This window comes from Streptomyces sp. NBC_00663 (assembly GCF_036226885.1).
GTDB lineage: Bacteria > Actinomycetota > Actinomycetes > Streptomycetales > Streptomycetaceae > Streptomyces.
In genome coordinates, this window is record NZ_CP109027.1 from 2066145 (window position 1) to 2092146 (window position 26002).

Consider the following 26002-nt stretch of genomic DNA (forward strand, 5'->3'; position numbering starts at 1 on the left):
CATGTCGACCACCACCGAGATCGACCTCGCGAACCCCGCCCCGGCCAAGCCTGAGAAGGCGCGGCCGCGGCGGGGCCTGCGGGCCAACGCCACACTCAACTTCTGGCTCTTCACCAGTCCCTTCCTCATCGGCCTGATCGTCTTCGTGTTCGTGCCGATGGGCTGGAGCATCTACCTCAGCTTCTTCGAGGCCCGCTTCACCGTCTCGCCGAGCAGCTTCATCGGCTTCGACAACTACCGGGCGATCCTCGACAACCCCGACTTCACCGGGGCCCTGGTCACCTTCACCGTCTTCGCCGCGTTCATCGTGCCCACCACCTGGGCACTCTCGCTGGGCCTGGCGCTGCTGGTGCACCGCATCCGGTTCATGAAGGCGTTCTTCCGGTCGGTGTTCTTCCTGCCGACCGCCGTGTCCTACGTGGCCGCCGCGCTGATCTGGAAGATGTCCATCTTCAACGGCGTCCGCTTCGGTATGGCGAACACCGTCATCGGCTGGTTCGGCTTCGAGAACGTCGCCTGGCTCGCCAACCCCGACCCGCCCTGGTACTGGCTGGTCATCGTGACGCTGCGGCTGTGGTTGCAGGCCGGCTTCTACATGATCCTGTTCCTGGCCGCGCTTCAGAACATCCCGGCCGAGCTGTACGAGGCCGCGGCCATCGACGGCGCCAAGCCCGGCTGGCAGACCTTCCGCTACATCACGCTGCCCCAGCTGCGCGCCACCTCCACCGCGGTGATCCTGCTGCTGCTGATCGCCGCCTACCAGGCCTTCGACGAGTTCTGGAACCTGCTGAGCAAGGCGACCTGGGGCCAGCCGCCGCTCGTCGAGCTGTACAAGACGGCACTGGGCGAGAACCAGGACTACGGCCAGGGCAGCGCGGGCGCGGTCATCCTGACCCTGCTCATCCTGGTCATCACACTGTTCCAGGGCAAGATCATGGGCTTCGGAAGGGGTGAGGAGGCCAAGTGACCACCACCGCACCTGACATCACGAAGACTCCCGCGAAGAACGCGAAGAAGAAGCGCGGCGGAGGGGTCCTCGGCAACACCGGCCTCTACATCGCCACCGGCGTCGCCGCCCTGCTCTTCCTGATCCCCTTCTATCTGATCGTCCGCAACGCGCTGATGACGGACCCGGAGATCACCGGCGAGAACTGGAAGTGGTTCCCCACCGACATCCAGTGGGGCAACCTCACCGAGCCGTTCAAGGACGAGACCGTCGACTTCAGCCGCGCGCTGTGGAACTCGTGGGTCGTCGCGATCCTGCACACCAGCGGCATCCTGCTGATCTGCTCGCTGGCGGGCTACGGTCTGGCCCGGATCCCGTACAAGCACGCCAACAAGGTCTTCTACGGCGTCCTGGTCACCCTGATGATCCCGACCGCCGTGACCTTCGTGCCCAGCTTCGTGCTGGTCTCGTCACTCGGCTGGGTGGACACCTACCGCGGTCTGATCATCCCGGGCCTGTTCAGTGGTTTCACCTGCTTCCTCTTCCGGCAGTACTTCCTGGGGTTCCCCAAGGAGCTGGAGGAGGCGGCGCGCGTGGACGGACTCTCGTACTGGGGGGCGTACTGGCGGGTCGTCGTGCCCAACTCGCTGAACTTCTTCGCGGCGATGGCCACGATCACGTTCATCAGCGGCTGGAACTCCTTCCTGTGGCCCCTGGTCATCGGCCAGGACCCCAGCGCCTGGACCATCCAGGTCGCGCTGTCCGCGTACATGACCAACCAGACCGTGAACTACCACCTGATCTTCATGTCCACGGCCATCTCCATCCTGCCCCTGGTCCTGGTGTTCCTCTTCCTCCAGCGCTGGCTGGTGCAGGGAATCGCGCAGACCGGCATCAAGGGCTGACGCCCCCGACACCCCCGTCACCCCGCTATACATGACCTGGAGACCGATGTCCTTCCGCACCATCGACGTCGACTACGTAGAGGACGTATCACCCGGCAGCGGGGCCCTCCCGCCCCGCGCCTGGTACGCGTCCTCGGACGCCACGTCCCTTTCCCTGAACGGCAGCTGGCGGCTGAGGGTGTCGCCGACCGCCGACGCCGAGGACGACTCGTTCGCCGAGGACGGTTACGACGCCGGGGACTGGGCCGAGGTCACGGTCCCCGGGCACTGGGCCCTCCAGGGCGACGGGGCCTTCGGGAAGCCCATCTACACCAACCACCTGTATCCCTTCCCGGTGGACCCGCCGCATGTGCCGACGGAGAACCCGACCGGCGACCACCTGCGGTACTTCGATCTGCCGCAGGAGTGGCCCGCCCTTGACGAGGGCGGTGCCGTCCTGCGCTTCGACGGCGTCGAGTCCTGCGCCCGGGTCTGGCTCAACGGCACGGACATCGGCGAGTTCAAGGGCTCGCGCCTCGCGCACGAGTTCGCGGTCGGACATCTGCTGAAGCCCCGCGGGAACGTCCTCGCGGTCCGCGTCCACCAGTGGTCGGCCGGCTCCTACCTGGAGGACCAGGACCAGTGGTGGCTGCCCGGCATCTTCCGGGACGTCACCCTGCTGCACCGCCCGGCCGGCGGCGTCCTCGACTTCTTCGTGCACGCCGACTACGACCACCGCACCGGCGAGGGCACCCTGCGCGTCGACTCCGACGTCGACGGGCGGGTGCTCGTGCCCGCCCTGGACATCGATGTCGCGACCGGAGAGCCGGTGACGGTGCACGTCGAGCCGTGGAGCGCCGAGACGCCGAGGCTGTACGACGGTGAGCTGGTCACCGAGGGCGAGCGGGTGCCCCTGCGGATCGGCTTCCGCACGGTCGTCCTGGAGGACGGCCTCATCAAGGTCAACGGGCAGGCGATCCTCTTCAAGGGCGTCAACCGGCACGAGTGGCACCCGGAGACGGGCCGCGCCCTCGACCTCGCGACCATGCGCGAGGACGTGCTGCTGATGAAGCGGCACAACCTCAACGCGGTCCGCACCTCGCACTACCCGCCGCACCCGGCCTTCCTGGACCTGTGCGACGAGTACGGCCTGTGGGTCATCGACGAGTGCGACCTGGAGACCCACGGTTTCACCGAGCAGGACTGGCGGGACAACCCCGTCGACGACGACCGCTGGACCCCCGCCCTCCTGGACCGCGCCGCCCGCATGGTCGAGCGCGACAAGAACCACCCCTCGATCGTGTTCTGGTCGCTGGGCAACGAGGCCGGCACCGGACGCGGCCTCACCGCCATGGCCGAGTGGATCCACGGCCGGGACACCTCGCGTCTCGTGCACTACGAGGGCGACTGGAACTGCCGTGACACGGACGTCTATTCACGGATGTACGCCGACCACGCCGAGGTCGAGTCGATCGGCAAGGAGCTGGACGGCGGCACCCTCAAGCGGCGGCGACTCCCCTTCATCCAGTGCGAGTACGGGCACGCCATGGGCAACGGCCCGGGCGGCATCGCCGACTACCAGGAGCTGTTCGAGAAGTACGACCGGATCCAGGGCGGCTTCATCTGGGAGTGGATCGACCACGGCATCACCCACGCCGAGCTGGGCTACGCCTACGGCGGCGACTTCGGTGAGGAGCTGCACGACGGCAACTTCGTCTGCGACGGCCTGATCTTCCCCGACCGCACCCCTTCCCCCGGGCTCGCCGAGTACAAGAAGGTCATCGAGCCGGTCCGCATCGAGGGCGACGGCGCCGACGGCACCGTACGGGTGACGAACAAGTACGACTTCGCCGATCTGTCGGCGCTCGCCTTCACCTGGTCGTACGAGGTCGAGGGCGAGACGGTGGAGTCCGGCTCACTGTCGGTGCCCGCGCTGAGGCCGGGCGAGTCCGCCGAGGTGAAGCTGCCGGAGCCGCCCGCTCACACCGGCTCCTCGGAGACCGGGTGGACCGTGCGGGCGACGCTCGCCGCCGACACGGCGTGGGGCGAGCGCGGGCACGAGGTGGCGTGGGGTCAGTTCCCGGGCGCCGCACGGGCGTTGCCGTCCGTGGCCGCCACCGACGGGCCCGTGCGCGACGGGCGGCGGATCACGCTCGGTCCGGCCGCCTTCGACGCCCGCACCGGCGCGCTGCGGTCGATCGGCGGGGTGTCCGTCGAGGGGCTGCGGCTTGATGTGTGGCGGGCGCCCACGGACAACGACGAGGGCACCGAGTGGAAGTCGGGCATCCAGTACTCGTCGCTGTGGCGGACGCTGGGCCTGCACCGGATGCAGCACCGCCTCGACGCGGTCGAGCTCACCGACGACGCGCTGACGGTGCGGACCCGGGTGGCCCCGGCCGCCCGTGAGGTGGGCCTGGCCACCGTGTACCGGTGGACCTGTGACGGCAGCCGGCTGAAGCTGACGGTATCGGTGGCGCCCGAGGGCGACTGGCAGGTGCCGCTGCCGCGCCTCGGTGTCCGGCTCGGGCTCGCCGAGGCCGACGCGGTGACGTGGTTCGGCGGCGGACCCGGCGAGGCGTACCCCGACACCCGGGCGGCGTCGAGGGTCGGCCGGTGGACATCGACCGTGGACGGCCTCCAGACGCCGTACCTGCGTCCGCAGGAGAACGGCGCCCGGGGCGACGTCCGTTGGGCGGAGCTCGGCGGCCTGCGGATCGAGGGCGACCCGGAGTTCGCGTTCAGCGCCCGCCGCTGGACGAACGAGCAGCTGGAGGCGGCCTCGCACCTGACCGACCTCAAGGCCGGGGACACCGTGTGGGTCAACCTCGACCACGGTCAGCAGGGCGTCGGTACGCAGTCGTGCGGTCCCGGCCCGCTGCCGCGGTATCAACTGACTGCCGCGCCCGCGGAGTTCTCGTTCGTGTTCTCGACCACCCAGTGAGACCGGCGAGTAAGAAGGTCATTAATCGATTGACTGATTGATCGACTTTCCGACACCGTCGGAGTGTAGTCCGCGGCCGATCGGCGCTTCTGCCGGTCGGCCGCAACTTCGTTGTGCCCCAGAGGAGTTGATGCCACTTGGATGCCAGCATCGAGGTCCGCGGGCTGTCCCGCACCTTCCACACCGCCGTCCGCCGCCCGGGCTTCACGGGAGCGGTCCGTTCCCTGGTCAACCCGGAGCGGGTCGCCAAGCACGCCGTCACCGACATCAGCTTCGACGTCGCCCCCGGCGAACTCCTGGCCCTGCTCGGCCCGAACGGCGCCGGCAAGTCCACCACCATCAAGATGCTCACCGGCATCCTCACCCCCACGTCCGGCCGGGCCCGGGTCGCGGGCGTGGTCCCGTACGAGGAACGGGAGCGCAACGCCCGTAACATCGGCGCGGTGTTCGGGCAGCGCACCCAGCTGTGGTGGGACCTTCCGGTGCGCGAGTCGTTCGCGATCCTGCGGGACATCTACGACGTGCCGAAGGCCGAACACGCCGCCCGGCTCAAGGAGTTCGACGAACTTCTCGATCTGTCCTCCTTCTGGGACACCCGGGTGCGCCACCTCTCCCTGGGCCAGCGGGTACGCAGCGATCTGGCCGCCGCCCTGCTGCACGATCCGCCGGTCGTCTTCCTCGACGAGCCCACCATCGGCATGGACGTGGTCGTGAAGGAGCAGGTGCGGGAGTTCCTGCGCCACCAGGTGACCGAGCGCGGCCGTACGGTCCTGCTCACCACCCATGACATGACCGAGGTCGAGCGGCTGGCCGAGCGGGTCGTCCTGGTCAACCACGGGCGGCTCGTCCTCGACGGCACCCTCGACGAGATCCGCCGCAGGTTCGGCTCGACCTGGCAGGTGCGGGCGACGCTCGCCGACGCGCACACCGACGTCCGGGCGCTGCCGGGCATCGAGGTGCTGCGGCACCACGGCCCCGAGGTGGTCTTCGGGCCCTCGGGCCCCGACTCCCCGACCGTGCACCAGGCGTTGAAGGCGGTCATCGAGCGGTACGAGGTGACGGGCGTCGCCATCGACGAGGCCGACCTCGAGGACGTGATGCGGGCCGCGTACATCGACGCCGAGGTGGCCTGATGGCCGTGCTCCACGCCTGGCGCGCCGCCCGCGTCACCCCGCTCGGCGAGCTGCACACCCCGCCCCGGATGACCGCCGTCCTGCTCCGCCTCACCGTGCAGGTGGTGCTGGTGGCATCGCTGTGGCACGGCCTGTACGCGAACACCGGCACCACCGCCGGGATCAGCCGCGACCAGGCGGTGACGTATGCCGTGCTGGCCGTACTCGCCTCCCGTATGCGGGAGTTGGACCAGTTCGCGGGCCGGGACACCGTGCTCCAGCACATGCACTTCGGCACGATCGTCTACTGGTACCTGCGCCCGTTGCCGCCGCAGCGCTACCACGCCCTGCGCGCGTGCGGCGAGAAGCTGTACGGGTTCGCCTGGGCGCTGGCCGGATACGTGGTGTGTCTCGCGGCGGGGGTGGTCGATCCGCCCAGGTCGGCGGCGACGGCCGGGGTGTTCGTGCTCAGCCTGCTGCTCGGCCAGCTGGTGCTGTACTACGTCCTGCTCGTTCTCGACCAGCTGTGTTTCTGGACGGTCCGCAACAACGCGGCGATGCTGATCCTGATCTTCGCGCAGAACCTGCTGTCCGGGGTGTACGCGCCCCTGTGGTTCTTCCCCGACTGGTTCGTGACGCTGAGCGCGTTCCTGCCCTTCCAGGCGACGCTCAACGTGCCGCTGTCGCTGTACATCGGCCGTATCCCCCTGGCGGACGCGGGCTTCCAACTCGCCGTGCAGGCCGCGTGGGTGGTGGCGCTGCATCTGTTCACCCGGTTCCTGTGGCGGCGAGCCGCCCTGCGCGTCATGTCCCAGGGAGGCTGAGGACGGTGCATTCCCTACGGATCATGTGGCGGATCACGCTGCTCAACTTCCGTGCCCAGCTGGAGTACCGCACCGAGTTCCTGCTGATGGTCGCGATCGGCGCGATCTGGCAGGTGTCGGTGATCGTGTTCGCGACCGTGCTGCTGGCCCGGTTCACCGGGATGGGCGGCTGGGACAGCTCGGAGGTCCTGCTGATCCCGGCGACCCGGATGCTGGCGCACGGCCTGTTCGTCCTCTTCCTGGGCCGGATCCACGGCGCCGGACGGCAGATCCAGGAAGGCAGGATCGACACCTATCTGCTGCGCCCGATGCCGGTGCACCGCCAGCTCCAGCTGGCCTTCTTCCCCACCAACGCGATCGGCGACCTGACGGTGGCGGTGGGCCTGATGATCGGCGCCCTCAGCCGCAGCGAGCTGGACTGGACGCCGGGCCGGATCGGCTATCTGATCGCCGCGGTCATCGGCGGCCTGTTCCTGGAGGCCGCCCTCTTCACGGCGGTGGCGAGCGCGTCGCTGCGTTTCCCGGCCGCCGACTACTGGAGCTACTGGCTGGAGGAGCTCCTCGGCACGTTCGGCAGCTATCCGCTCAACGTCCTCCCCCAGGCGGTGGGCGGCTTCCTGACGTACGGTCTGCCGCTCGCGTTCGTCGCGTACTTCCCGGTCGCCGTTCTGACCGGCCACGGCCATGACACCGGCGCCCCTTACTGGCTGGCGGCGGCGTCCCCGTTGCTGGGGGTGCTGGCGTATCTGGGGGCGCGGTGGCTGTGGCGGTGGAGCCTCAGGCACTACTCCGGGGTCAACGGCTGATGTCGGGGCCGGGCGGCCACCGCGAGGCGGCCGCCCGGCCAGGGGCGTGGTGATCCCTGAGCTCCCTAGGGACAGCTGAGGCGGGTGTCGCCGGTGTCCGTCGTGCAGGTGTCGGTGCCGTAGCCGCCGTTGGCGGTGTCGTTGCCGGAGACGCTGTCGACGGTGTTGAGGCGGTCGTTGCCGTAGTTGCCGATCAGGTTGTCGTTGCCGGGGCCGCCGTTGAGGGTGTCGTCGTTGAAGCCGCCGTCCACCCGGTCGTTGCCGAAGTTGCCGTACGCGGTGTCGGTGCCGTAGCTCGCGTTGATGGTGTCGTCGCCGCCGAGGCCGCAGATCACGTCGGTGCCGTAGGTCCCGGTGATCGTGTCGTTGCCGCTGGTGCCGATGCGGGTGCAGCCGCGGGCGTTGTTGACGGTGGTGGTCACCGTGGCGGTGTTGTTCGCGATCGCCGGGTCGGTCTGGGTCGCGGTGACCATGGCCTTCTCGGTGAGCGTGCCGGTGGCCCGGGGCTCGGCGACGACGGTCACGGTGGCCTTGGCGCCCGGGGCGAGGGTGCCGAGGGCGCAGGAGACGGCGGTCGTGCAGGTGCCCTGGGAGGGCGTGGCCGAGATGACGGTGTCGGCGGGGCCGGTGAGGGTGTCGGTGAGAGTCACGCCGGTGGCGCTGGTGGTGGTGCTGGTGTTGGTGACGGTCACGGTGTAGGTGGCGCGGTCACCGATGCTCACCGTGGTGGTGCCGGTCTTGGTGACCGACAGGTCGACGCCGGGCGGGGGCGGGGTGGCGGTGCCGCCGAGATAGCGGGCGAGGGCGCCGGCGTCGCCCCAGTTGCCGTACGCGACGATCTTGCCGTCGGGCTGGAGGGCGACGGCGTGGGCCTCGTCGAAGTAGCCGAAGCCCATGTCGGTGGTGGTCTTCCCGCCGGTGCCGAAGCCGGTGTCCAGGGCGCCGCCGGTGGTGTAGCGGGCGAGCGCGAAGTCGGCGTTGGCCTGGCCGACGGCGACGATCCTGCCGTCGCTCTGGAGGGCGAGGTCGAAGGCGCCGTCCGCGCCGCCGTTGAAGTCGGTGGTCACGATGCCGTCGGTGTCGAAGGCCGGATCGAGGCCGCCGCCCGCGGTGTAGCGGACGAGGGCGAAGTCGTAGGCGCTGTACCCGGCGGCGACGATCTTGCCGTCGGGCTGTACGGCCACGCCGCGGGCGGAGTCGTCGCCGGCGAAGCCGGACGCGGAGCTGAGGACGGTCGTGACCGTGCCGCCGGTGCCGAACGTGCCGTCGAGGGTGCCGTTGCTGTTGTAGCGGGCCAGCGCGAAGTCGTTGGGGCCCGAGGGTCCGCCCGTGTCGCCGGCCACGACGATCCTGCCGTCGGACTGGAGCGCGAGGTCGTAGCCGGAGCCGCCGCCCGGGAAGGGCGTGAGGACGGATCCGCCGGTGCCGAACGTGGTGTCCGGGCTGCCGTCGCTGTTGTACCGGACGACCGCGAACCGGAGGTCGCCCGTCCCCGCGGCGCCCTGTCCGGCGGCGACGATCTTGCCGTCGGGCTGGACGGCGATCGCCCGGGCGACGCCCCCGTTGCCGGGGAGGCCGAAGTCGGTGACGACCCGGCCGCCGGTGCCGAACGTGGTGTCGAGGGCGCCTGCTGCGGTGTAGCGGGCGACCGTGAACGAGCAGCAGCCGCCCTCCGACAGGCCGGACTCCCCCGCCACCACGATCTTGCCGTCGGGCTGGAGCGCGACGCCGTGCGCCCGGTCCTCACCGCCGGCGAAGTCGGTGAGCGTGGTGCCGCCGTCGCCGAAGGCCGTGTCGAGGCTGCCGTCGGCCTTGTGCCGCATCAGGGAGAAGTCGGTGGACAGGTACTCGGCCTGGCGGCTGGAGCCGACGGTGATGATCCCGCCGTCGGGCTGGAGGGCGAGGTCCTGCCCCTCCGCCCAGTAGCCGGAGTCGGCGGGGACCCGGCCGCCGGTGCCGAACGTGGTGTCCAGGTCACCGGGTGCGGCGAGAGCGCTGCCGGGCAGGGCCACGACGAGCGCGAGCGCCGCGGCGCCCCGCAGGAGCGCCGTGCGCAGAGATCCCCGTAGGGAGGAGACAAGGGTGGACATGCGCCCAGCTTCCGGACGTCCGTACGACATGGTGGTGTGGCTGGCCGGTGCCTGGTCCCACTGGGCCGCACACTTCCACTCCCCGGGGTGACCGGACCGACAATCGTCCCGCGCGGCACGGGGCGGCATAAGGTCGGGCTCGATGAGCGAACGACGGGAACGGGAACGGGCCTACGCCGCCGAGGGGGTCGTGTGGTCGCGGCTGGCCGGGCTGCTGCCGGGCGCCGAGGACGTGGCCGAGATCCAGGGGTGCTGGGACATCGGTGAGCAGGAGGCCGGTCTGTTCCGGCTGGTGGACCGGCTGTTCGAACTGGGGCTGTCCGTGGACGACCGGACGCGGGCCGAACTCGCGGTGATGGCCCAGCAGTGGGGGGTGTGGGACCAACTGGCCACGGACATCGTCGATCTGCCCGGATTCGAGCGGAAGCTGCGGGTGGTCGAGGGCCTGGAGCCGGTCGACCGGGCCGGCGGGCTGGCTCTGGTGCCGTGGATGAGATGCGAGCCGTGCGGTCGCATCCTCGCCCTGGAGCACCGGCACGAGTCGTGGGGCGCCCTGTCGTTCTCGCCGGTGTCGTACGTCGTGTCCGTCCCGGACGGCTCGGGCACCCAGATCGTGCTCGACGCCGAGGGAACCGGCGCGGTGTGGCGGGCGCTCGACAGGCTGACGGAATCCTGCCGGGAGGCGGCGAAGATCGACGGCAACCTGTGGGGAGTCGGCGGCGACTGAAGAGGGACCCACCCGCAGCCCCAGGAGCAGCCGTGCACCGTCGCCGACGACGTCTCTTCCGTCCCCTCCCGCTCGCGACCGCGGCCGCCCTGGTCGCCGTCGCGGCCGTCGCCGTCCCCCAGCTCACCCCCGGCGCCTCGGCCGCGACCACTCTGCGCGGTTACGCCGACGGGCGCGGCGTGCGGATCGGCGCGGCCGTCGGGGACACCCCGCTCACCTCGGACTCGTCGTATGTCTCCGTCCTGGACCGGGAGTTCAACTCGGTGACGGCGGAGAACGCGATGAAGTGGGACGCGCTGGAGCCGAGCCGGGGCACCTACAACTGGGCCGCGGCGGACCGGCTGGTCAACCACGCCGTCGCGCACGACCAGGGGGTACGGGGGCACACGCTCGTCTGGTACTCACAGTTGCCGTCCTGGCTGAAGAACGGGAACTTCTCCGCGTCCCAGCTGAACACGCTGCTGAAGAAGCACATCGACACGACCGTCGGCCGCTACCGGGGCAAGGTCTACGCGTGGGACGTGGTCAACGAGGCGTTCAACGAGGACGGTTCGATGCGCGGTTCGCTGTGGCAGACCGAGCTGGGCACCGGTTACATCGCCAACGCCCTGAGGTGGGCCCACGCGGCCGATCCCGCCGCCAAGCTGTACATCAACGACTACAACATCGAGGCGGACAACGCCAAGAGCGACGCCCTGTACGCGCTCGCCAGGCAACTCCTCGCCCAGGGCGTGCCGTTGCACGGCATCGGCTTCCAGTCGCACTTCGTGGTGGGCCAGGTACCGGCGTCGATGAAGGCCAACCTCAAGCGGTTCTCCGACCTCGGTCTGGAGGTCTCCGTCACCGAGCTCGACATCCGCGTCCCGCTGCCCGCCTCCGCCGCCGAACTCGCCCGGCAGTCCGCCGACTACAAGCTGGCGAGCGAGAACTGCCTCGGGGTGAAGCGCTGCGCGGGCGTGACCGTGTGGGGCGTCAGCGACACGTACTCGTGGGTGCCGGGGACGTTCGCCGGATACGGGGCGGCCCTCCCGTACACCGAACATTACGCGGCGAAGCCCGCCTACACCGGGCTGTCGAACGGGGTCAATCCGAAGGCCTGAGCCGGCGCCGCAGGTCGCGCGCGGTCAGCCCGTACTGCTCCTTGAGCCCACGCCCGATGTGGCGCGGGTCGTGGATGCCCCAGCGGGCGGCCACCGAGGCGATGGTGCGGCCGTCGTGGGCGGGGTCCCGCAGATCGCGGTGGATGCGGGCGAGCCGTTCATGGCGGAGCCAGGCCCAGAAGGGGATGCCGGCGCGCTGGAACAGCCGGTGCAGCTGGCGGTCGGAGATGCCGTGGGCGGCGGCGACCGAGGCGACGCACAGGGCGGGATCAGAAATGTTGGCCAGGGCGTAGACCCGGATGCGGTCGACGAGTTCGGTGGCGGTGTCCATGCGGCCCGGGGCGCGTTCGGTGAACGCCGCGATCAGCAGGGACACCAGCGCGTCCGCCATGTAGGCGTCGGCGGGTCCCGTCAGTTCGTGGAGATGGCGGCCGAGGCCGTCCAGGAACGCGGCGAGGACCGCCTGGGCGCCGGTGTCCGCGGACAGTCGGCGGGCCGCCTGCCGGACGACGGTGTCGGCGTGGCGGCCCAGTTCCCCGCGGGGAATGCCGACCGCCAGCACGTCACAGCCGTCGACGACCTCGAGCCGGTAGGGCCGGCTCATGTCGAACACCACGAAGTCGCCGCTCTCCGCGCGGCTCTGGTGGCCGCCCTGGTCCGCGAGCGCGGGCCGGGACCGGTGCAGCGTCAGCTTGAGCAGCTCCGGGTCGGTGGAGGTGATCGCCCGCGCCGTGCGGGTGACGAGGTGTCCGGAGCCGCGGACCCGCGCCAGCGCGAGACGCCCCAGCACCGCCGCGTCGATGGACGCCTGGAAGGCGCCCGCTCCGGGCGCGGTCACGGCGAGCGGCGCGAGGACCGTGGAGGCCGCGAGTTGCAGCTCCCCGACACCCACCCCATGAGCGTGGACCACCCCTGACGCCCCGTCACCCACCCCGCGGCCCGCCAACTCGCCACCGCCCGCCCCGCGGCCCGGTAACTCGCCCTCACCCGCCCCGCGGCCGGATAACTTGCCGCCACCCACCCCGCGGCCCGATGACGCAGGCTCGCCGAGCCGGCGTTCCGGTAACGCACCTTCGCCGACTCCACCGTCCTGTAACGCACCCTCGCTCACGAATCCGTCCCCCTCACCGGCCGGGCGCCGTCACCCCTGCGTCTGCCCTGACGTAACGAGGAACCACCCCTTCCGGCAGCCGGCGGACCACCGGTCAGTCGTACAGCGCCGAGCGGACGAAGGCGGCGAGCGCGTCGTCGACGGCATGGGGCTGGGGCCGGCCCGAGGAGTCGAGCCTGTTCCACCGCTGCAAGTTCACCGCGACCGTCATCCGGCGGCGGCCGGCGGCCCGGATCATGGCCGTCGTGCCGCCGCCCCAGACCGTGCCGCCGTGGCCCACGTCGCCCGTGACGTCCGCCCGTTCGGAACGGACCGCCGTGCGGTGTTCGAAGAACTCCTCGCCATCCAGCTCGCGCATGTCGAGTCCTCGATCCGCCCGAGCGGCCCCGGCCCGGCCGCCGGGTGACTTCGTCGGCGATCGGCGACGCCCCGGGCGGGATTCGGTGACTCGTCCGGTCGTCCGGTGTCTACCGTGGTTCCACGGGGGAGCAACGCCGACCGGGACCTTCACCACAGTTCCGGTCGGCTGCCCCGAACAGCCGGCCGGGGTCACGCGGGTACGGGTTCCGGCAGGTGCTCCGGCTCCAGTGAGCGGATGCCCGGTATCGGCGAAGGCAACAGCCACAGCAGCGCCAGCATCCCGCCGACGGCCGCCACGACGAAGGTCGGCCGGAGTCCGACGCCGGTGGCGAGGGCCCCTCCGGTGAGGGCGCCGAGGGGGCGGACCCCGTAGTTGACGGTGCTGTAGGCGCCGGTGACGAGGCTGCGGACGCCGTCCGGGACGACCGCGGTCATCAGCGAGTTGAGGTTGACGTCGAAGAGCATGACGCCGAGGCCGATGAGGAACTGGGCCACGCCCAGCACCCCGGCCCGCGCCCAGGTCGGGCCGTCGGCGACGACCGTGAGGGCGAAGGGCGCCGGGAACAGGACCGTCCCGACGGCGACGGCACGGCCGAGGCCGATCCGCCGGGACACCCAGGGGGCGACCAGCGCACCGACGAGCGAGCCGGTCGCGCCGATGCCGAGGGTCAACCCGATGACGCCGGGCGGGAGTTGGAGCTCCCGGTCGGCGAACAGCACGACCATGCCGCTGCCGGTGAGGAAGGTGAAGAAGTTGATGGTCGTCGTACAGCCGAGGCTCGCCCGCAGCACCGGATGACGCAGGACGAACACCAGCCCCTCCCGGGCACCGTGCCACACCCCCTGCCGGTCCCGGCGTTCCGGCACCGGCTCGGTCACCCGCACCGGGCGCAGCAGCAGCGCCGACGCCAGGAACGACACCGCGTCCACGGCGACCGCGACGGGCGCGGTGAGCGCCTGCACGATCCCGCCGCCCAGCGCGGGCCCCGCGATGAAGGACGCCGAACGGGCCGCGCTGAACTTGCTGTTGGCGTCGACGTACGACGACCGCGGCACGAGCAGGGCGAACAGCGGTGTGAACGCGCAGTCGGCGAGCACACCCGCGACGCCGCACAGCAGGACGGCGGCGTAGAGGTGTGCCGTCGTCAGCGTGCCCCACAGGTAGACAGCCGGCAGGGTCAGCAGCACGACCGCCCGGAACAGGTCACACCCGATGATCAGCCGCCGCTTCCCCGGCCGGCCGTCGACCCACGCCCCCAGCAGCACCCCGAGCAGGTTCGGCGCCCAGGCCAGCGCGGTCAGCCAGGCGACCTGCCCGGCGGAGGCGTCCAGCACCGTGACCGCGATCAGCGGCACGGCCACCTCGGAGACCCGGTCGCCCACCTGCGAGATCGCGCTGCTGCTCCAGGTGAGCAGGAAGGGCCGGTCACGCCAGAGGGACTGCCGGTCACGCCATCGGGACCACCGGCGGGGGGTCACTCGCCCTCGCCCGCCTCCGGCAGGGCGTACCGCAGCAGTCGTACGCCCCGGGTGCCCGGCGGGCGGTCCGCCGCGTCCCGGGTGACATAGGGCGCGAGTACGGCCTCCACGGCGTCCTCGATCACGGCGAGTTCCTCGGCGGACACCACGACCCGGGTGTTGGCCAGCCGGGCGACGCGACGCCACGCGGGCTCGAGGTCGGGCTCGGTCTCGGCTGCCCAGCGCTCGATCTGCTCCGCGCCCCGGGCGAACATCTCCATGCCCAGCGCCCGCGCCGCCGAGACCCCGTCCTCGTCGTCGGGCATCTCGAAGCGGAACCCGCGGGCCACCGCCGCCCACCGCCGCTCCCGCCGGTCGGCGCTCCCCTCGGCGTCCCGCACCAGCCCGAAGCCGGCGAGGTGGCGCAGGTGCCAGCTGGTCACGGAGGGGGTCGCGCCGACGTGCGGGGACAACTGCGTGGCGGTGGCGGGCCCGTGGCGCTGGAGCCGCTCCAGGACGGCCAGCCGTACGGGATGCGCGAGCGCCCGCATGGCCTTCGGGTCGGTGATCTCGATGTCGCCGAGTCGGTTGCCGGACGTGCCGTGAGGACGATCGTCGGAAGCCATGACGTGAGAGTCTCCTCTCACAAAGTATGAGAGTCAACTCTCACGTCACCTATGAATGTTGAACAGTTTTCTCAACTACTCTTTTTAATCCCTTCCGTTGACATGAACATGGGCCCATGAGACGACTCCTCGGCACCCTCGCAGCCGCCGCCCTGGCCCTCACCGGTCTCGCCGCCACCGGGTCGACGCCCGCCGCGGCGGCCACCACCGGCACCTTCAACGTGCTGACGTACAACGTCGCCGGGCTCCCCGAGGGCCTGAGTTCGGGCCACCCGGAGACCAATACCCCGTTGATCTCACCGCGGTTGGCGCCGTACGACATCGTCAACGTCCAGGAGGACTTCAACTACCACGCGGCCCTGTACGCCGGCGACAACCACCCGTACCGCACCGCGACCAGCGGCGGCGTGCCCTTCGGGGACGGTCTCAACACCCTCTCGGACCACGCCTTCGACGACTTCGAGCGGGTGAAGTGGAACGACTGCACCGGCACCAACTGCCTGACCCCGAAGGGCTTCTCGCTGGCGCGGGTGCGACTCGCCGAGGGCGTCTTCGTGGACCTGTACAACGTCCACACCAACGCGGACGACACCGACGACGCGCTCGCCGCCCGGCGGGCCAACATCGAGCAGCTCTCCGACTTCATCCAGGCGAACTCCGCGGGCAACGCCGTGATCGTCATGGGTGACACGAACACCCGGTACACGCGCTCCGGCGACAACATCCGCACGCTGGCCGACGAGAACGGACTCACGGACGCGTGGGTGCAGCTGGTGAAGGGCGGGGTGCGGCCGACGCAGGGCGCGGACGCGCTGCTGTGCCCGACGACGGCACCCACCAACGGCTGCGAGGTCGTGGACAAGGTCCTGTACCGGGGCAGCAAGCTCTTCTCGCTGACGGCCACCCGCTACAACGACGAGTGGGCGGCGTTCCTCGACTCCTCGGGCGGCAACCTCTCCGACCACTTCCCGCACACGGTCGACTTCTCCTACACCCTCAACTCGTCCCTGAAGGCGAGTGACTTCTTCGGCGGTCCGCACGGCACGGCCTTCAACGACGCCGACGACCTCCCGTCCGCCGTCTCCCCGCGCACCCTCACCCTGCGCGGCGGCACCCGCCTGGACGCGCTCTCGCTGACCCACGACGGCGGTACGACGCTCACCCACGGCGGTACGGGCGGCACGGCGACCTCGCTGACCCTGGCGTCCGGCGAGCACCTCACGTCCGTGAAGCTGACCGAGGGACAGAAGGACGGCCGGACCAGGATCTTCTCGGCGGCGTTCACGACGGACAAGGGCCGCTCCCTGGCGTCCGGTACGGCCACCTCGGACACGAAGACCTTCACGGCACCCTCGGGTTGGCAGATCGCCGGCTTCACGGGCCGCGCGGGCGACGAGATCGACAAGCTGGGCGTGGTGTACACGCCGATCGGCTGACGGTCGCGGCACCGCCCGAGTTGATGTTCCCGGGGTCCGGCCTGTACCTAAGGAGTGATCAGGACACGCTGGAGGGGGACCGGTGACACCGGAGGCTCTTGGACCGTTCAACCGCCGGGTTCGCCTGGTCGTCGAGGTCCGCGACGACCAGGACGAACGGGAGCTGGCCGAGGGCCTGTTCAGGGCCCAGGGATGGGGGGTGCGGCCGGTCCGGGACGGTGACGCGGTCACCCCCGACGACGGGTACGCGGCGTTCGTCGTCGAGATACCCGTGCACGGCTCGCGCTGGACGGCCCGCGGGGCCGCCGTCGAGCGGCTGACCTCGCTCGCGGACCGGCGGAAGGTCGACGTGTGGGTGCGGGAGACCAAGCTGGTCCCGCTCAAGTCGGCGACTCCGCACACGACTTACCACGTCCATCACAAGGTGCCCGAGGGCGCGGGCCCGGTCCTGCGCCGGCTCGCCGAGCAGTGGATCGCCGTGGGCGGCTGGGACGTACGGCACACGCTGCATCTGCGCGGGGAGCAGACCGAGGACCAACGCGAGCGGGCGCTGGCCGAGTTGGAGGCGCGCAACATCGGCGGCCGGCCGTTCGACCGCGAGCTGCACGACGTCCGGGTGGCGATGGGGCCCGCGGGCGGCGACGGTTCGGCGGATCCGCGACGGCAGGCGATCACGACCGCGGCGATGATCGCCGTCATCCTGCTCTGCCTGGCCTGCGGCTTCACGCTCGGCGCCGTCACCAGCCCGTGGCGCTGGACGGCCCTCCTGCCTCCCGCCGGGCTCGCCTGGCCGGTAGGCGCCTGGCTGACCTCCAACGCGCCCCGGCCGTGGCCGGTCAGGCTGGGCTTCGGTGTCGTGTTCATCGGGGCGCTGACCTGCGCCGGATACTTCTGGGCGGGCTCCCAGGAGACAAGCCTGTCCCAGCAGTTCGCCTGGCTCCTCGTCACCCTGGGCATCGGTTTCGTCGCCTTCGGCCTCTGGTACGCGCTCAGCGCCTCGTGGTTCAGCCGCAACGTGCAGTGGTTCCTGCCGGTGCTGGCCGCGCCGCTGCCGTTCGTCATCCCATGGGTCGGGGCGTTCCTGCACGCGGTCTACCTGGAGGACATGTTCGGCATCCCGGCGGACGCCGTGCACGTCGGCTTCTACTGGCAGTACGCCGTCGCGCTGAAGCCGCTGGGGGTGGCGGTGGTGTGCGTCCTCACCGCGCTCGCGGTGGGCGGCTGGGCGCGGCACTTCAACGTGGCCGCGTCCGTCGGCGGCTTCTTCCGTCTGATGCTGGTGCTGGCCGGGCTCGTCGCGGTGCTGACGACGGTGACCCTCTCCCTGGACGCGACCGAGAAGGCCGCAGACCGGGCGATGGACGCGGCAGCCGAGGGCCGCCGTCCCCCCGCCTACTACGGCCTCCAGGGCGACCTGGTCTGCGTCCGCCCCCTCTCCGGCCGGATCCCGGTCATCAACGGCCCCCTCCCCACGACCCGCCCCCTGATCTCCTTCCAGCCGAACGGCGACACGCTCTGGCTCTGGGACCCCTCCCGCTCCCGCGGCGAGGACACCACCCGGCACGCACTGCGCGTGCGAGCGGAGGACGTGTCCCTGAGCGCGGCACACGGCACACACTGCTGACGCCTTTATGCACTAGCATGAAACCTAGACACCCTAGGTTATCGGAGACAGCCCCATGGCCCGCGCAGGAATCACCGCCGAACGGCTCACCGAGGCCGCCGCGGATCTCGCCGACGAGGTCGGGTTCGACAAGGTCACCGTGTCCGCGCTGGCCCGGCACTTCGGCGTCAAGGACGCGAGTCTGTACTCGCACGTCAAGAACCTCCAGGAGCTGCGCACCCGCGTCGCGCTGCTCGCCGGCGCGGAGATGATCGACCGGATCGCCGTGGCCGTGGCGGGCCGGGCCGGCAAGGACGCGCTGGCCGCGTTCGCCGGCGCCTATCGGGAGTACGCCCTGGAGCGGCCCGGCCGCTACGCCGCCACCCAGATCCGTATCGACCAGGCACTCATCGCCGACTCCCCCGGCTTCCACCGCACCGCCGAGATCACCTACGGCATGCTCCGCGCCTACGGCCTGGAGGAACCCGACCTCACCGACGCCGTCCGCCTGCTGCGCAGCACCTTCCACGGCTACTGCGCCCTGGAGTCCACGGGAGGCTTCGGCGCCTCCCGTGACGTACAGAAGTCCTGGGACCGCGCGATCGACGCCCTGCACGTCCTGCTGGAGAACTGGCCCCGTGAGGAGCGTTCAGGGTCGTCCGAGGGCCGCGATCTCGTCGTACGAGGGGGCAGCGCCCCGCGGTGAACGGCCTTCCGCGATCTCCGTGACCGTCTCCAGCATCGCCCCCAACGCCCGCCGGTACAGCAGCGAGCCGAGGCTGACGCGGCGGACGCCGAGGTCGGCCAGGTGGTGGACGGTGGGGCCGGTGGGCGCGTACAGGATGTTGAGGGGGGCGTCGAGCCGGTCGACGAGGGCGCCGATGGCCGCCGGGTCACTGAGGCCCGGCACGAACACGCCGTCGGCGCCCGCCTGTTGGTAGGCGTCGAGACGGCGGAGGGTGTCCTCACCATCGCGTTCGCCTTCGCCTTCGCCGAGCCAGTACGTGTCCGTGCGGGCGTTCACGAAGAGGTCCGGTGCCGCCGACTTGACCGCGGCGATCTTCGCGGCGTGCAGGTCGGCCGGACCGAGTCCGTCCTCCAGGTTGATACCGACGGCACCGACCGCCGCCAACTCCCGTGCGAACTCCCCCACTTCGTCCGGGTCGTCACTGAAGCCGCCCTCCGCGTCCACCGACAGCAGGAAGGGCGCGGAGCCCAGCGTCAGCGCCAGCCGCAGGGTCTCGTCCCGGGTCGCCGCCGCCCCGTCGGGCAGCCCGGCCGCCGCCGCGACACCGAGACTCGTGGTGCCGACGGCCGGGAAACCCCGGGCTGCGAGTGCCGCGGCCGAGGCGTGGTCCCAGGCGTTGGGCAGCAGGAGGGGGGTGTCGCCGTGGTGGAGGGCGGCGAAGGCGGTCACGACAGCTCACCCACCGCGTCGGCGTAGTACGTCGATCCCTTGAGGTGACGGGCGAGTTCACGGAAGCTCCAGCCCTCGCCGGGAGAGGCGTCGAGCTGGTCGTCGGAGAGTGCCTCCAGACGGTTGGCCCAGATCCGGGCGAGCCGGGTGAGCCGGCTGCGGGCCTCGTCGAGGTCCTTCTGGGTGAAGGGCGCGAGGTCCGCCTCGGTGGTCACGGCGGACGCGTGCCAGTGATCCGCCTGCGGCGCCTCGCCCGCCAACCGCGCCTCCAGCTCGGCCAGATGATCGACCAGGTGATCGGCGACGCGCCGGATCGCCTTGTGCGGGGTGTAGACCCGGTCGTCGATCTCGAAGGGCTTGCCGTCCCAGCGGGTCCAGGTCGCGGCCAGGGCGAGAACGTGATCGACCATGCCGGTGACGGCCGGGGCCGGGTTTTCGTGCGGGTGCTCGGTCATGGACGGCACGCTAGAGCCGTAACCGTTCGGTGCCCGCCGAAGTGTCGTCGGCGGGCGCATGGGGGATTGGTCGACGGGACCCGGAGAGTCGCCGACGGGCGGCCGCCGCGGGCCTGTACGGCCTCGCGTTCCCGGCCGACGTCGGTGGCGCCGGGCTGGCGCACCTCGCGACCGCCACCGCGGCCGCGATCGAGGAGCTGGCCTACTTCTCCAGCAGCGTCGCGGCCGTCTTCGACGTCCACTGCATCCTCGCCGGTAACGCCCTCAATCAGAGGTCGTCGCATACCTGCCGGGGGAATCCGTCGGTGCGCTCGTCGCCGTTGGCGATCGCCGCGGCGTGCGGGGCGACGGCCTTCTCGGCGAGCGCCCGTACGCGCCGCGGTGCGCCACTCCCGCTGCTCGCGCTACTCCCCTCGCTCCCCCGCACTGCGCTCCACACAGAACTCGTTCCCCTCCGGATCGGCCATCACGACCCACCCGGTGCCGTCCGGCCGGCGCTGGTCGGAGAAGACGGTCGCGCCGAGGGCGAGGAGGCGTTCGACCTCCTCGTCGCGGGTGCGGTCCTGGGGCTGGAGGTCGAGGTGGATGCGGTTCTTGACCGCCTTGGTGTCGGGGACGGTCACGAAGAGCACGCCCGCGGCCTCGATCAGGGCCATGGGGTCGCCGGGCTGGTCCTCCTCGTGCAGGGGCTGGTCGAGGACCTGGGACCAGAACGTCGCGAGAGCGTAGGCGTCGGCGCAGTCGATCGTCACATGGCGGATCAAGGAGGTCATGTGAGCGATCTTTGTGCACTGCTGTGAAATGAGGCAACCAAAGTGGCAACCTTCCTGCCCTCGGCGGCCACATGAAGGCATGACATCGGCTCAACTCCCCACCTCCCACCGCCGCGTCCGTGGCGCCCGCAAGCCCCTGATCGCGGGGCTCGCCGCCACCGCCGCCCTTGTCGGGGCCTGGTACGCGACGGCGGGGGCCAGCACCACCGCCGCGTCCGGTCTCACCGTGTCCGCCACCTCGGTGACCCTGCCGGCCAAGTTCCCGTACGTGTCCGCCGGTTACAACAACTCCCGCGAATGGACGCGCACGGCGACGGCGGCCGCCCCGAACGGCACTCTGCGGGTGGCCTGGCCCGCCTCGGACGGCGTCCATGTCACGCCGCTGACCGCCGCCGGCAAGCGCTCGGGTGCCGACACGATCGTCAAGGGTGCCAAGGAGGTCGGCGGGCTGGTCGCGCACAACGACGGCTTCGCGCTGCTCACCCGGGTCTTTGACACCAACAAGTGGAAGGAGACGGCGGCCGCGATCGTCCGCTACACCAACGGCGAGAAGACCTTCCAGACCAAGCTCACCGGCACCGCCACCAACGACACCTCGCCGACGCTGGACGGCCAGTTGGTCTGGAACGGCACCAAGTACGGCGCGTACTTCGTGGTGCACGGCGCGGGCGGGTTCGCCGACGGGCACTTCGGCGACAAGATGCAGTACGTCACCGCGAAGGGCAAGAAGGCGAGCGGCGGCTGGAGTTGGGGGTGCAGCCACAACGAGGGCATCGCCCTGCACGCCGAGACCTCCGGCGCGTTCACCTCGCTCTGCTTCGACGACTGGCGCTCCGGTCTGTTCGTGTCGACCGGCATCGGCGCCCCCGACACGGCCCCGGTGGTGCAGCGCGAGCAGTGCTGGGCGGGCTACTGCGGCGGTACGTTCGCCGGTCGTACCGGTGATCTCGTGAAGTCCGCCTCCGGCCGCTACGCCACCGCCTTCGCCTCCCGCGGCGCCGCGTCGGCCAAGAAGAACCCCGACGACTCCAGCGGGCGCGGCTGGACGGTCACCCCGAAGACCAGTACCCACCAGGTCGCCGTCGCGTTCCTCAAGAACCGCAGCACCCCCGCCGCGACCAAGGCGATCCGCCTGTCCACCACCACGGGCACCGAACACGTCAACGTCCGTCTCGCCCCGTACGGCAAGGACAAGCTCCTGCTCTCCTGGGAGTCGCTGAAGGACGCCAAGTGCAAGGACGGCACATGCACCGGCACCTTCGCGGGCACGCATCTGCGGCTCATCGACTGGAACGGCGCCTTCCAGAGCGCGGACAAGGTGATCGCGACCCGGATCACCGGTGACATAGCGGTCGCCACGAACGGCACCCTGACCTGGGCCTCCGTCCCCGTCACCCCGTCGTACGCGACCGCCCTCACCGGTGCGTCGCCGACCACGAAGACCCTGAAGATCACCCAGCTGACCCCCTGACGCCTCAGGTCAGCCCTGTACCACCACCTCCCCTGTCCTGCGCGACGCGGACGGGGGAGGTGGGCCAGGCCCGCACCCGGGTGTCACTCCCTCAGTGGGCCGCCGTCTCGCCGTCCACCACCGCGTCGACCATCCGCCGCACGACGTGGACCGGCAGCCCCGGGTTCCGTGCCGCCGTCTCCACCCCACCCCCGCGCAACAGTCCGGCCAGCAGCCGGGCCGGCATCCTCGGGTGCAGTGCCGCGGCCTGACGTACGTGGTCGTACGGGTCCTCCAGCAACCGCGCCGCGGCGGTCGCCGACAGCCGTGGGTCGGTCGCGGCGCGGTACCGCACCTCCTCACTGACGTCCCGGCTGAGCCGATCGACCAGTTCGGGTGCCGACTCGGGGTCGTCCAGGGCGAGTTGACGCATCCGCGGGTTCGGGTCGTCGGCGTACCGGACGAGGTCGTGGCGGGGGAAGTTCGGGTGGCCGCGGGGGCGGTCGGGGGTGGTGAGGCTGCCGTCCCACCACTGCCACACCCGCAGCAGCATGTCGGCGGGCGCGTCGTCGCAGGACTCGGCGAGGAAGAGCTGGACGATCCGGTCCTCGTCCTGGGCGAGGCGTTCGACGACGTCCGGGGGCAGGCGCCGGGCCCTGGCCACGCATCGGCGCACCAGGAAGTGGGAGGAGGCGGCCAGGCGGCGCATGGCGTCCTCGTCCGTGTGCAGGGCCTTGACCCAGTCCAGCTCGAAGTAGCGGGTGACCGGGTCGAGTTCGACCGGGATGGCGGCCCGCTGCTCCTCGGTGAGGTCGGGCCGCGTGGACACCCGGAAACGGACCCCGTCGTCGGGGTCCTCGGCGAGGAGGGCGACCAGGTCCGGGTCCAGGCGCGGGTTGGCGGCGAGCGCCCAGCGCTGCGACCGTTCCCCGTGGCGAACCAGGTGCTCGGCGAGGTCGCGTTCCAGGAAGCAGGTCTCCAGCGCCAGCACGTCGGCGCCCTCGACGTCCTCGGCGTCGAAGACCGACCGGGGCATCGGGTGGTCCTGGTGGTACAGCACGCGCACTCTGGCCCGCACGATGGCGTGCGGGTCGGTGAGGAGCGCCTCCCGGCCCGCCGCGTCGAGATGGGGCCAGGCGGTCCGGCAGGCCACGGCACGCACCCCGTCGTCCGGATCGGCGGCCAGCGCGACGGCCACGGAGGCGGGCAGCCCCTTGAGGCGAGCGGCTTCGGACCGCACCCGCGCGGACGGATCCTTGGCGAGGACCCGGCAGGCGTCCTCGGCGACGAGGGCCTGGTATTCCCCCGCCGTCATGGCAAGAAGCCACCGCTGTCGCTCGTCCCGCTCGGCGAGAATCACCCGGCCCCACTGCTCGGGGGTGATGCCCGGCTGGGCGCCGGCCGCCCTGAACCGGACCTCCCACTCAGGGTCGGTCAGCAGCGCGTCCACGACCTCGGTCGGCATGACGCCGTACAGGGCGTAGGAGGGCCGTTTCAGCAGCAGCGGCCGCAGCTCGGCGGGCGTGGCCGGGTTGAGCGAGAGCCCGCTCGCCCAGGAATCCAGCACCCCCTCCGGGCACTTGGGCCCCTGGAACAACGTCTCCCAGGCAGCCGCCCGCTCCTCCGGGGTCTCCCGCCCCGCCACCCGGGCGGCCTCCTCCCGCCGCTCCCGGACCCGGTCGACGGCGACGAGCCGCACCGCCTGCTCCTCGGTCGTGGCCCCCACCAGGGCGTCCCCGTCCAGCGCCATGGTGATGAACTCCGGCTGCCCGGGCCGTTCGCCGAGCACACCGGCGAGGTCCCACTCGTCGCGCAGCCGCACCCTCACCCAGCCGTCGGTGAGCCTGCCGGGGAAGTCGACCAGGAACACCCCGTCCGCGCCGAGGATCCCGGTCTCGGACGCCAACCGATGCCACTCGGCGTTGAGTTGACCGACGAGGTCAGGGCGGTCCGAGGCGACGGCCACCGTCGGCTCGGCCTCCCGCCCCGCCACATACCGCCAGGCGAACGGAAACGGCAGCACCTCCTCGACCCGCCGCTCCCCGACGGCTTCGAGCCCGGCCCGTTCCAGCATTTCTACGAGTTCGTCTCCCCCACGCATGATCCCCATACTGCCCGAGCCGGCTCAGCGCACGACGGCGACCGCCACCCCGGTGCCGTCCACCCGCGCCTCGATCTCCCGCCCGTCGCTCCGACGCACGTGCACCACCCCGGAGTTGTCGATCCACACGGTCACCGCATCCTCCAGGGGCACGGTCTCCGCCTCGCCGCTGAGCCGGGCCACGGCGACGAACAGGGTGTCCCCGTCCCCGGTCGCACCGGACAGCTCGGGGTCCAACCCGGCAACAGGCAGGATCTGAGCCCGCACCCCCTCGCCACCGGCCCAGCCCGTGACCCGCACCGGTGTCCCCGGTTCCGCCCCCGCCACCAGATGGGCCCGCACCTCCACGGCCCCGTCCGCGAGCACCAGGCTCGTCACCCGCGCACCCCCGCCCGCCAGATGCCGTGAGGCCACCCAGCCGTCCCCCACACCCAGCGGCTCGATCGAGGTACGGCTCGGATCGCCCCCGACGATCACGCTGTTGTCGTACGAGAGTGAAGGCGCCGTCACCGTGGAGTAGGCGAGGCGTGTGTAGTACGGGTCGTAGCGGACGTCCTCGCTGCCGTGGTTGTGGAGCCGGACGAGCCCGTCCGAACGCGTGGCCTGGATGAGCCAGTTGGGGGCACTGATCGGCCGCACCACGTCCGCACGCTCCGCGGGGCCGGGTTCCTCGACGGCCGTCCACACCTCGTGCTCCGGCGGCAGGAGCAGCCCGAGGAAGGCTTTGCTGGCCCAGTACGGGGAGGCCGGGCCGGAGTACCCCTGGAGCACGGCCTCATCAGGCCCGTGCCAGCCCAGCGTCAACAGCCCTTCGGAGTTCACCGCACCCCGGTCCAGGAAGTACTTCAGCGCCCCCGAGGCGAGCCGCCGCGTCTCCCCCGGCGCCAGCGGCGTACGACCGGTCAGGGCACCGAGCCACAGCGGGGCGGTGGTCGCGAAGCGGTAGGTGAGGGAGCGGCCCTGGTGCAGGGGGGCGCCGTCGCCGCCGAAGAGGTGGGCGTAGTCGGCGAGATGGGCTTCGAGACGGTCGCCGTACAGGCTCAGCAGCCGGCTGTCGTCGGCCAGCCAGGCGTGCAGCACCGGGTAGAGGTGCATCGCCCAGCCGTTGTAGTAGTCGTACTTGCGGCCGTCGCCGTCGGTGTACCAGCCGCCGCCGACGTACCACTCCTCGATGCGTTCCAGACCGCGGTCGATCGCCTTGCCGGACGCCTCGGTCTCGTACCCGATCTCCTTCAGGAAGCCGCCGACGGTGACGGGGAACAGCTCCCAGTTGCAGGGCCATGCCTCGGCACTGAGCGCGTCACCGAGCCAGGCGCTCGCCCGCTGCCGCACCCCGTCGTCCAGCCGGTCCCACAACAGCGGCCGGGTCAGCCGCAGAGCGAGAGCGATCGACGCGGCCTCAACGAGCGGCTGACTACGGTCCTCAATACGCGGCCACACCCCAAAGACCCCGGCCGCCAACCCGTCGGCGTACCGCTCAAGCGCGGTCTCATCACGCCGGAAGGCGGCCAGCAGCAACGTCCGGGCATACCCTTCCAGCCCATCGGAAAGCCGCCCGGACCAGCTCGTGTGCGTACCCGGGAACTGGTAGAGAGCCCCACCTTCGACGGCGTACGACTCGGTGGCGGCGAGCAGCGCATCGGCAGCGGCTTCCCAGTGGGCGCGGGTGTAGCCGGTGAACGGGCTCAGGATGCGGTCTTCGGAGGGAAGGTGCATGGTCTCTCTTTCAAACGTGCCGAGGTACAACCCACCCAGGGGCGCGGGGAACTGCGCGCTCAGCCC

The 26002-nt window shown here is 71.2% G+C and carries 22 protein-coding genes and 2 pseudogenes; 13 read left to right on the top strand and 11 right to left on the bottom strand.

Annotated features, from left to right (window positions below; genetic code table 11):
* Nucleotide 1: 1 nt before the first annotated feature.
* The 6 genes from OG866_RS09370 to OG866_RS09395 all read left to right on the top strand — a co-directional run bounded on the left by OG866_RS09370 (nucleotide 2) and on the right by OG866_RS09395 (nucleotide 7513).
* Nucleotides 2-967: a carbohydrate ABC transporter permease gene (locus OG866_RS09370; protein WP_329333250.1), complete on the top strand. Its 966-nt coding sequence runs from the start codon at nucleotides 2-4 to the stop codon at nucleotides 965-967.
* A complete protein-coding gene (locus tag OG866_RS09375) occupies nucleotides 964-1851 on the top strand; it encodes a carbohydrate ABC transporter permease (RefSeq protein WP_329333252.1) in 888 nt (295 codons plus the stop codon). Before OG866_RS09370 ends, OG866_RS09375 begins: the two co-directional genes overlap by 4 nt.
* A 46-nt stretch (nucleotides 1852-1897) precedes the next feature.
* Nucleotides 1898-4771 (top strand): glycoside hydrolase family 2 TIM barrel-domain containing protein, encoded by a 2874-nt coding sequence (locus tag OG866_RS09380; protein WP_329344011.1) that lies wholly within the window; start codon nucleotides 1898-1900, stop codon nucleotides 4769-4771.
* A 137-nt stretch (nucleotides 4772-4908) separates the two neighbouring features.
* Nucleotides 4909-5904 (top strand): ABC transporter ATP-binding protein, encoded by a 996-nt coding sequence (locus OG866_RS09385; protein ID WP_329333254.1) that lies wholly within the window; start codon nucleotides 4909-4911, stop codon nucleotides 5902-5904.
* On the top strand, nucleotides 5904-6707 hold the full coding sequence (locus OG866_RS09390) for an ABC transporter permease (RefSeq protein WP_329333255.1): 804 nt from the start codon (nucleotides 5904-5906) through the stop codon (nucleotides 6705-6707). Before OG866_RS09385 ends, OG866_RS09390 begins: the two co-directional genes overlap by 1 nt.
* A gap of 23 nt (nucleotides 6708-6730) precedes the next feature.
* Complete coding sequence (locus OG866_RS09395; RefSeq protein WP_443063509.1) at nucleotides 6731-7513, top strand: ABC transporter permease; 783 nt, start codon at nucleotides 6731-6733, stop codon at nucleotides 7511-7513.
* Between the two features lie 65 nt (nucleotides 7514-7578).
* On the opposite strand, the gene OG866_RS09400 is transcribed toward OG866_RS09395, so the two are convergent.
* Entirely contained in the window at nucleotides 7579-9603 is a 2025-nt protein-coding gene (locus OG866_RS09400; protein ID WP_329333257.1) for a calcium-binding protein, read from the bottom strand.
* Nucleotides 9604-9745: 142 nt separating this feature from the next.
* Between OG866_RS09400 and OG866_RS09405 the strand changes: the two genes are divergently transcribed.
* Entirely contained in the window at nucleotides 9746-10330 is a 585-nt protein-coding gene (locus OG866_RS09405) for a hypothetical protein (RefSeq protein ID WP_329333258.1), read from the top strand.
* 32 nt (nucleotides 10331-10362) lie between these two features.
* Nucleotides 10363-11430 carry an endo-1,4-beta-xylanase gene (locus OG866_RS09410; protein WP_329333259.1) on the top strand — a complete coding sequence of 356 codons (1068 nt, stop codon included), beginning with the start codon at nucleotides 10363-10365 and terminating at the stop codon, nucleotides 11428-11430.
* On the opposite strand, the gene OG866_RS09415 is transcribed toward OG866_RS09410, so the two are convergent.
* The 4 genes and pseudogenes from OG866_RS09415 to OG866_RS09430 all read right to left on the bottom strand — a co-directional run bounded on the left by OG866_RS09415 (nucleotide 11414) and on the right by OG866_RS09430 (nucleotide 14985).
* Nucleotides 11414-12322 carry a helix-turn-helix domain-containing protein gene (locus tag OG866_RS09415; RefSeq protein ID WP_329333260.1) on the bottom strand — a complete coding sequence of 303 codons (909 nt, stop codon included), beginning with the start codon at nucleotides 12320-12322 and terminating at the stop codon, nucleotides 11414-11416. The genes OG866_RS09410 and OG866_RS09415 overlap by 17 nt on opposite strands.
* 313 nt (nucleotides 12323-12635) lie before the next feature.
* Nucleotides 12636-12818 (bottom strand): annotated as a pseudogene (locus tag OG866_RS09420) (hydrolase); the annotation flags it as partial.
* A 272-nt stretch (nucleotides 12819-13090) separates the two neighbouring features.
* A complete protein-coding gene (locus OG866_RS09425; RefSeq protein WP_329333262.1) occupies nucleotides 13091-14380 on the bottom strand; it encodes an MFS transporter in 1290 nt (429 codons plus the stop codon).
* Entirely contained in the window at nucleotides 14377-14985 is a 609-nt protein-coding gene (locus tag OG866_RS09430) for an ArsR/SmtB family transcription factor (RefSeq protein WP_329333264.1), read from the bottom strand. The genes OG866_RS09425 and OG866_RS09430 overlap by 4 nt, the downstream gene beginning before the upstream one ends.
* 116 nt (nucleotides 14986-15101) lie before the next feature.
* Between OG866_RS09430 and OG866_RS09435 the strand changes: the two genes are divergently transcribed.
* The 3 genes from OG866_RS09435 to OG866_RS09445 all read left to right on the top strand — a co-directional run bounded on the left by OG866_RS09435 (nucleotide 15102) and on the right by OG866_RS09445 (nucleotide 18730).
* A complete protein-coding gene (locus OG866_RS09435) occupies nucleotides 15102-16421 on the top strand; it encodes a jacalin-like lectin (RefSeq protein ID WP_329333265.1) in 1320 nt (439 codons plus the stop codon).
* A gap of 82 nt (nucleotides 16422-16503) precedes the next feature.
* Complete coding sequence (locus OG866_RS09440; RefSeq protein WP_329333266.1) at nucleotides 16504-18045, top strand: hypothetical protein; 1542 nt, start codon at nucleotides 16504-16506, stop codon at nucleotides 18043-18045.
* 55 nt (nucleotides 18046-18100) lie between these two features.
* On the top strand, nucleotides 18101-18730 hold the full coding sequence (locus OG866_RS09445) for a TetR/AcrR family transcriptional regulator (protein ID WP_329333267.1): 630 nt from the start codon (nucleotides 18101-18103) through the stop codon (nucleotides 18728-18730).
* On the opposite strand, the gene OG866_RS09450 is transcribed toward OG866_RS09445, so the two are convergent.
* Both OG866_RS09450 and OG866_RS09455 read right to left on the bottom strand, forming a co-directional pair.
* Entirely contained in the window at nucleotides 18674-19441 is a 768-nt protein-coding gene (locus OG866_RS09450; protein ID WP_329333268.1) for an isocitrate lyase/PEP mutase family protein, read from the bottom strand. The two genes, OG866_RS09445 and OG866_RS09450, sit on opposite strands and share 57 nt — an antisense overlap.
* Nucleotides 19438-19896: a hypothetical protein gene (locus OG866_RS09455; RefSeq protein ID WP_329333270.1), complete on the bottom strand. Its 459-nt coding sequence runs from the start codon at nucleotides 19894-19896 to the stop codon at nucleotides 19438-19440. Before OG866_RS09455 ends, OG866_RS09450 begins: the two co-directional genes overlap by 4 nt.
* Nucleotides 19897-19937: 41 nt before the next feature.
* Between OG866_RS09455 and OG866_RS45230 the strand changes: the two are divergent.
* Nucleotides 19938-20114: pseudogene (locus tag OG866_RS45230) on the top strand (acyl-CoA dehydrogenase family protein); the annotation flags it as partial.
* A 50-nt stretch (nucleotides 20115-20164) separates the two neighbouring features.
* On the opposite strand, the gene OG866_RS09460 reads toward OG866_RS45230, so the two are convergent.
* A complete protein-coding gene (locus tag OG866_RS09460) occupies nucleotides 20165-20323 on the bottom strand; it encodes a hypothetical protein (RefSeq protein ID WP_329333272.1) in 159 nt (52 codons plus the stop codon).
* Entirely contained in the window at nucleotides 20301-20669 is a 369-nt protein-coding gene (locus OG866_RS09465) for a VOC family protein (protein ID WP_329333275.1), read from the bottom strand. Before OG866_RS09465 ends, OG866_RS09460 begins: the two co-directional genes overlap by 23 nt.
* 79 nt (nucleotides 20670-20748) lie before the next feature.
* Here OG866_RS09465 and OG866_RS09470 point away from each other — a divergent pair, with 79 nt between their 5' ends.
* On the top strand, nucleotides 20749-22140 hold the full coding sequence (locus OG866_RS09470) for a hypothetical protein (RefSeq protein WP_329333276.1): 1392 nt from the start codon (nucleotides 20749-20751) through the stop codon (nucleotides 22138-22140).
* A gap of 91 nt (nucleotides 22141-22231) precedes the next feature.
* Here OG866_RS09470 and OG866_RS09475 read toward each other — a convergent pair whose 3' ends face one another.
* Together OG866_RS09475 and OG866_RS09480 are read right to left on the bottom strand one after the other, a co-directional pair.
* Entirely contained in the window at nucleotides 22232-24220 is a 1989-nt protein-coding gene (locus OG866_RS09475) for a PE-PGRS family protein (RefSeq protein WP_329333277.1), read from the bottom strand.
* 24 nt (nucleotides 24221-24244) lie between these two features.
* The gene (locus tag OG866_RS09480) at nucleotides 24245-25936 is read right to left on the bottom strand and encodes a DUF2264 domain-containing protein (protein WP_329333279.1); all 1692 of its coding nucleotides are present in this window, start codon (nucleotides 25934-25936) and stop codon (nucleotides 24245-24247) included.
* Nucleotides 25937-26002: the final 66 nt, after the last annotated feature.

Bases quoted from the DNA above. Each gene is read 5' to 3' on its own strand.
- OG866_RS09370 (WP_329333250.1), top strand. From the start codon at position 2: ATGTCGACCACCACCGAGATCGACCTCGCGAACCCCGCCCCGGCCAAG.
- OG866_RS09380 (WP_329344011.1), top strand. From the start codon at position 1,898: ATGTCCTTCCGCACCATCGACGTCGACTACGTAGAGGACGTATCACCC.
- OG866_RS09390 (WP_329333255.1), top strand. From the start codon at position 5,904: ATGGCCGTGCTCCACGCCTGGCGCGCCGCCCGCGTCACCCCGCTCGGC.
- OG866_RS09395 (WP_443063509.1), top strand. From the start codon at position 6,731: ATGTGGCGGATCACGCTGCTCAACTTCCGTGCCCAGCTGGAGTACCGC.
- OG866_RS09400 (WP_329333257.1), bottom strand. From the start codon at position 9,603: ATGTCCACCCTTGTCTCCTCCCTACGGGGATCTCTGCGCACGGCGCTC.
- OG866_RS09405 (WP_329333258.1), top strand. From the start codon at position 9,746: ATGAGCGAACGACGGGAACGGGAACGGGCCTACGCCGCCGAGGGGGTC.
- OG866_RS09430 (WP_329333264.1), bottom strand. From the start codon at position 14,985: ATGGCTTCCGACGATCGTCCTCACGGCACGTCCGGCAACCGACTCGGC.
- OG866_RS09435 (WP_329333265.1), top strand. From the start codon at position 15,102: ATGAGACGACTCCTCGGCACCCTCGCAGCCGCCGCCCTGGCCCTCACC.
- OG866_RS09445 (WP_329333267.1), top strand. From the start codon at position 18,101: ATGGCCCGCGCAGGAATCACCGCCGAACGGCTCACCGAGGCCGCCGCG.
- OG866_RS09455 (WP_329333270.1), bottom strand. From the start codon at position 19,896: ATGACCGAGCACCCGCACGAAAACCCGGCCCCGGCCGTCACCGGCATG.
- OG866_RS09465 (WP_329333275.1), bottom strand. From the start codon at position 20,669: ATGACCTCCTTGATCCGCCATGTGACGATCGACTGCGCCGACGCCTAC.
- OG866_RS09470 (WP_329333276.1), top strand. From the start codon at position 20,749: ATGACATCGGCTCAACTCCCCACCTCCCACCGCCGCGTCCGTGGCGCC.
- OG866_RS09475 (WP_329333277.1), bottom strand. From the start codon at position 24,220: ATGCGTGGGGGAGACGAACTCGTAGAAATGCTGGAACGGGCCGGGCTC.
- OG866_RS09480 (WP_329333279.1), bottom strand. From the start codon at position 25,936: ATGCACCTTCCCTCCGAAGACCGCATCCTGAGCCCGTTCACCGGCTAC.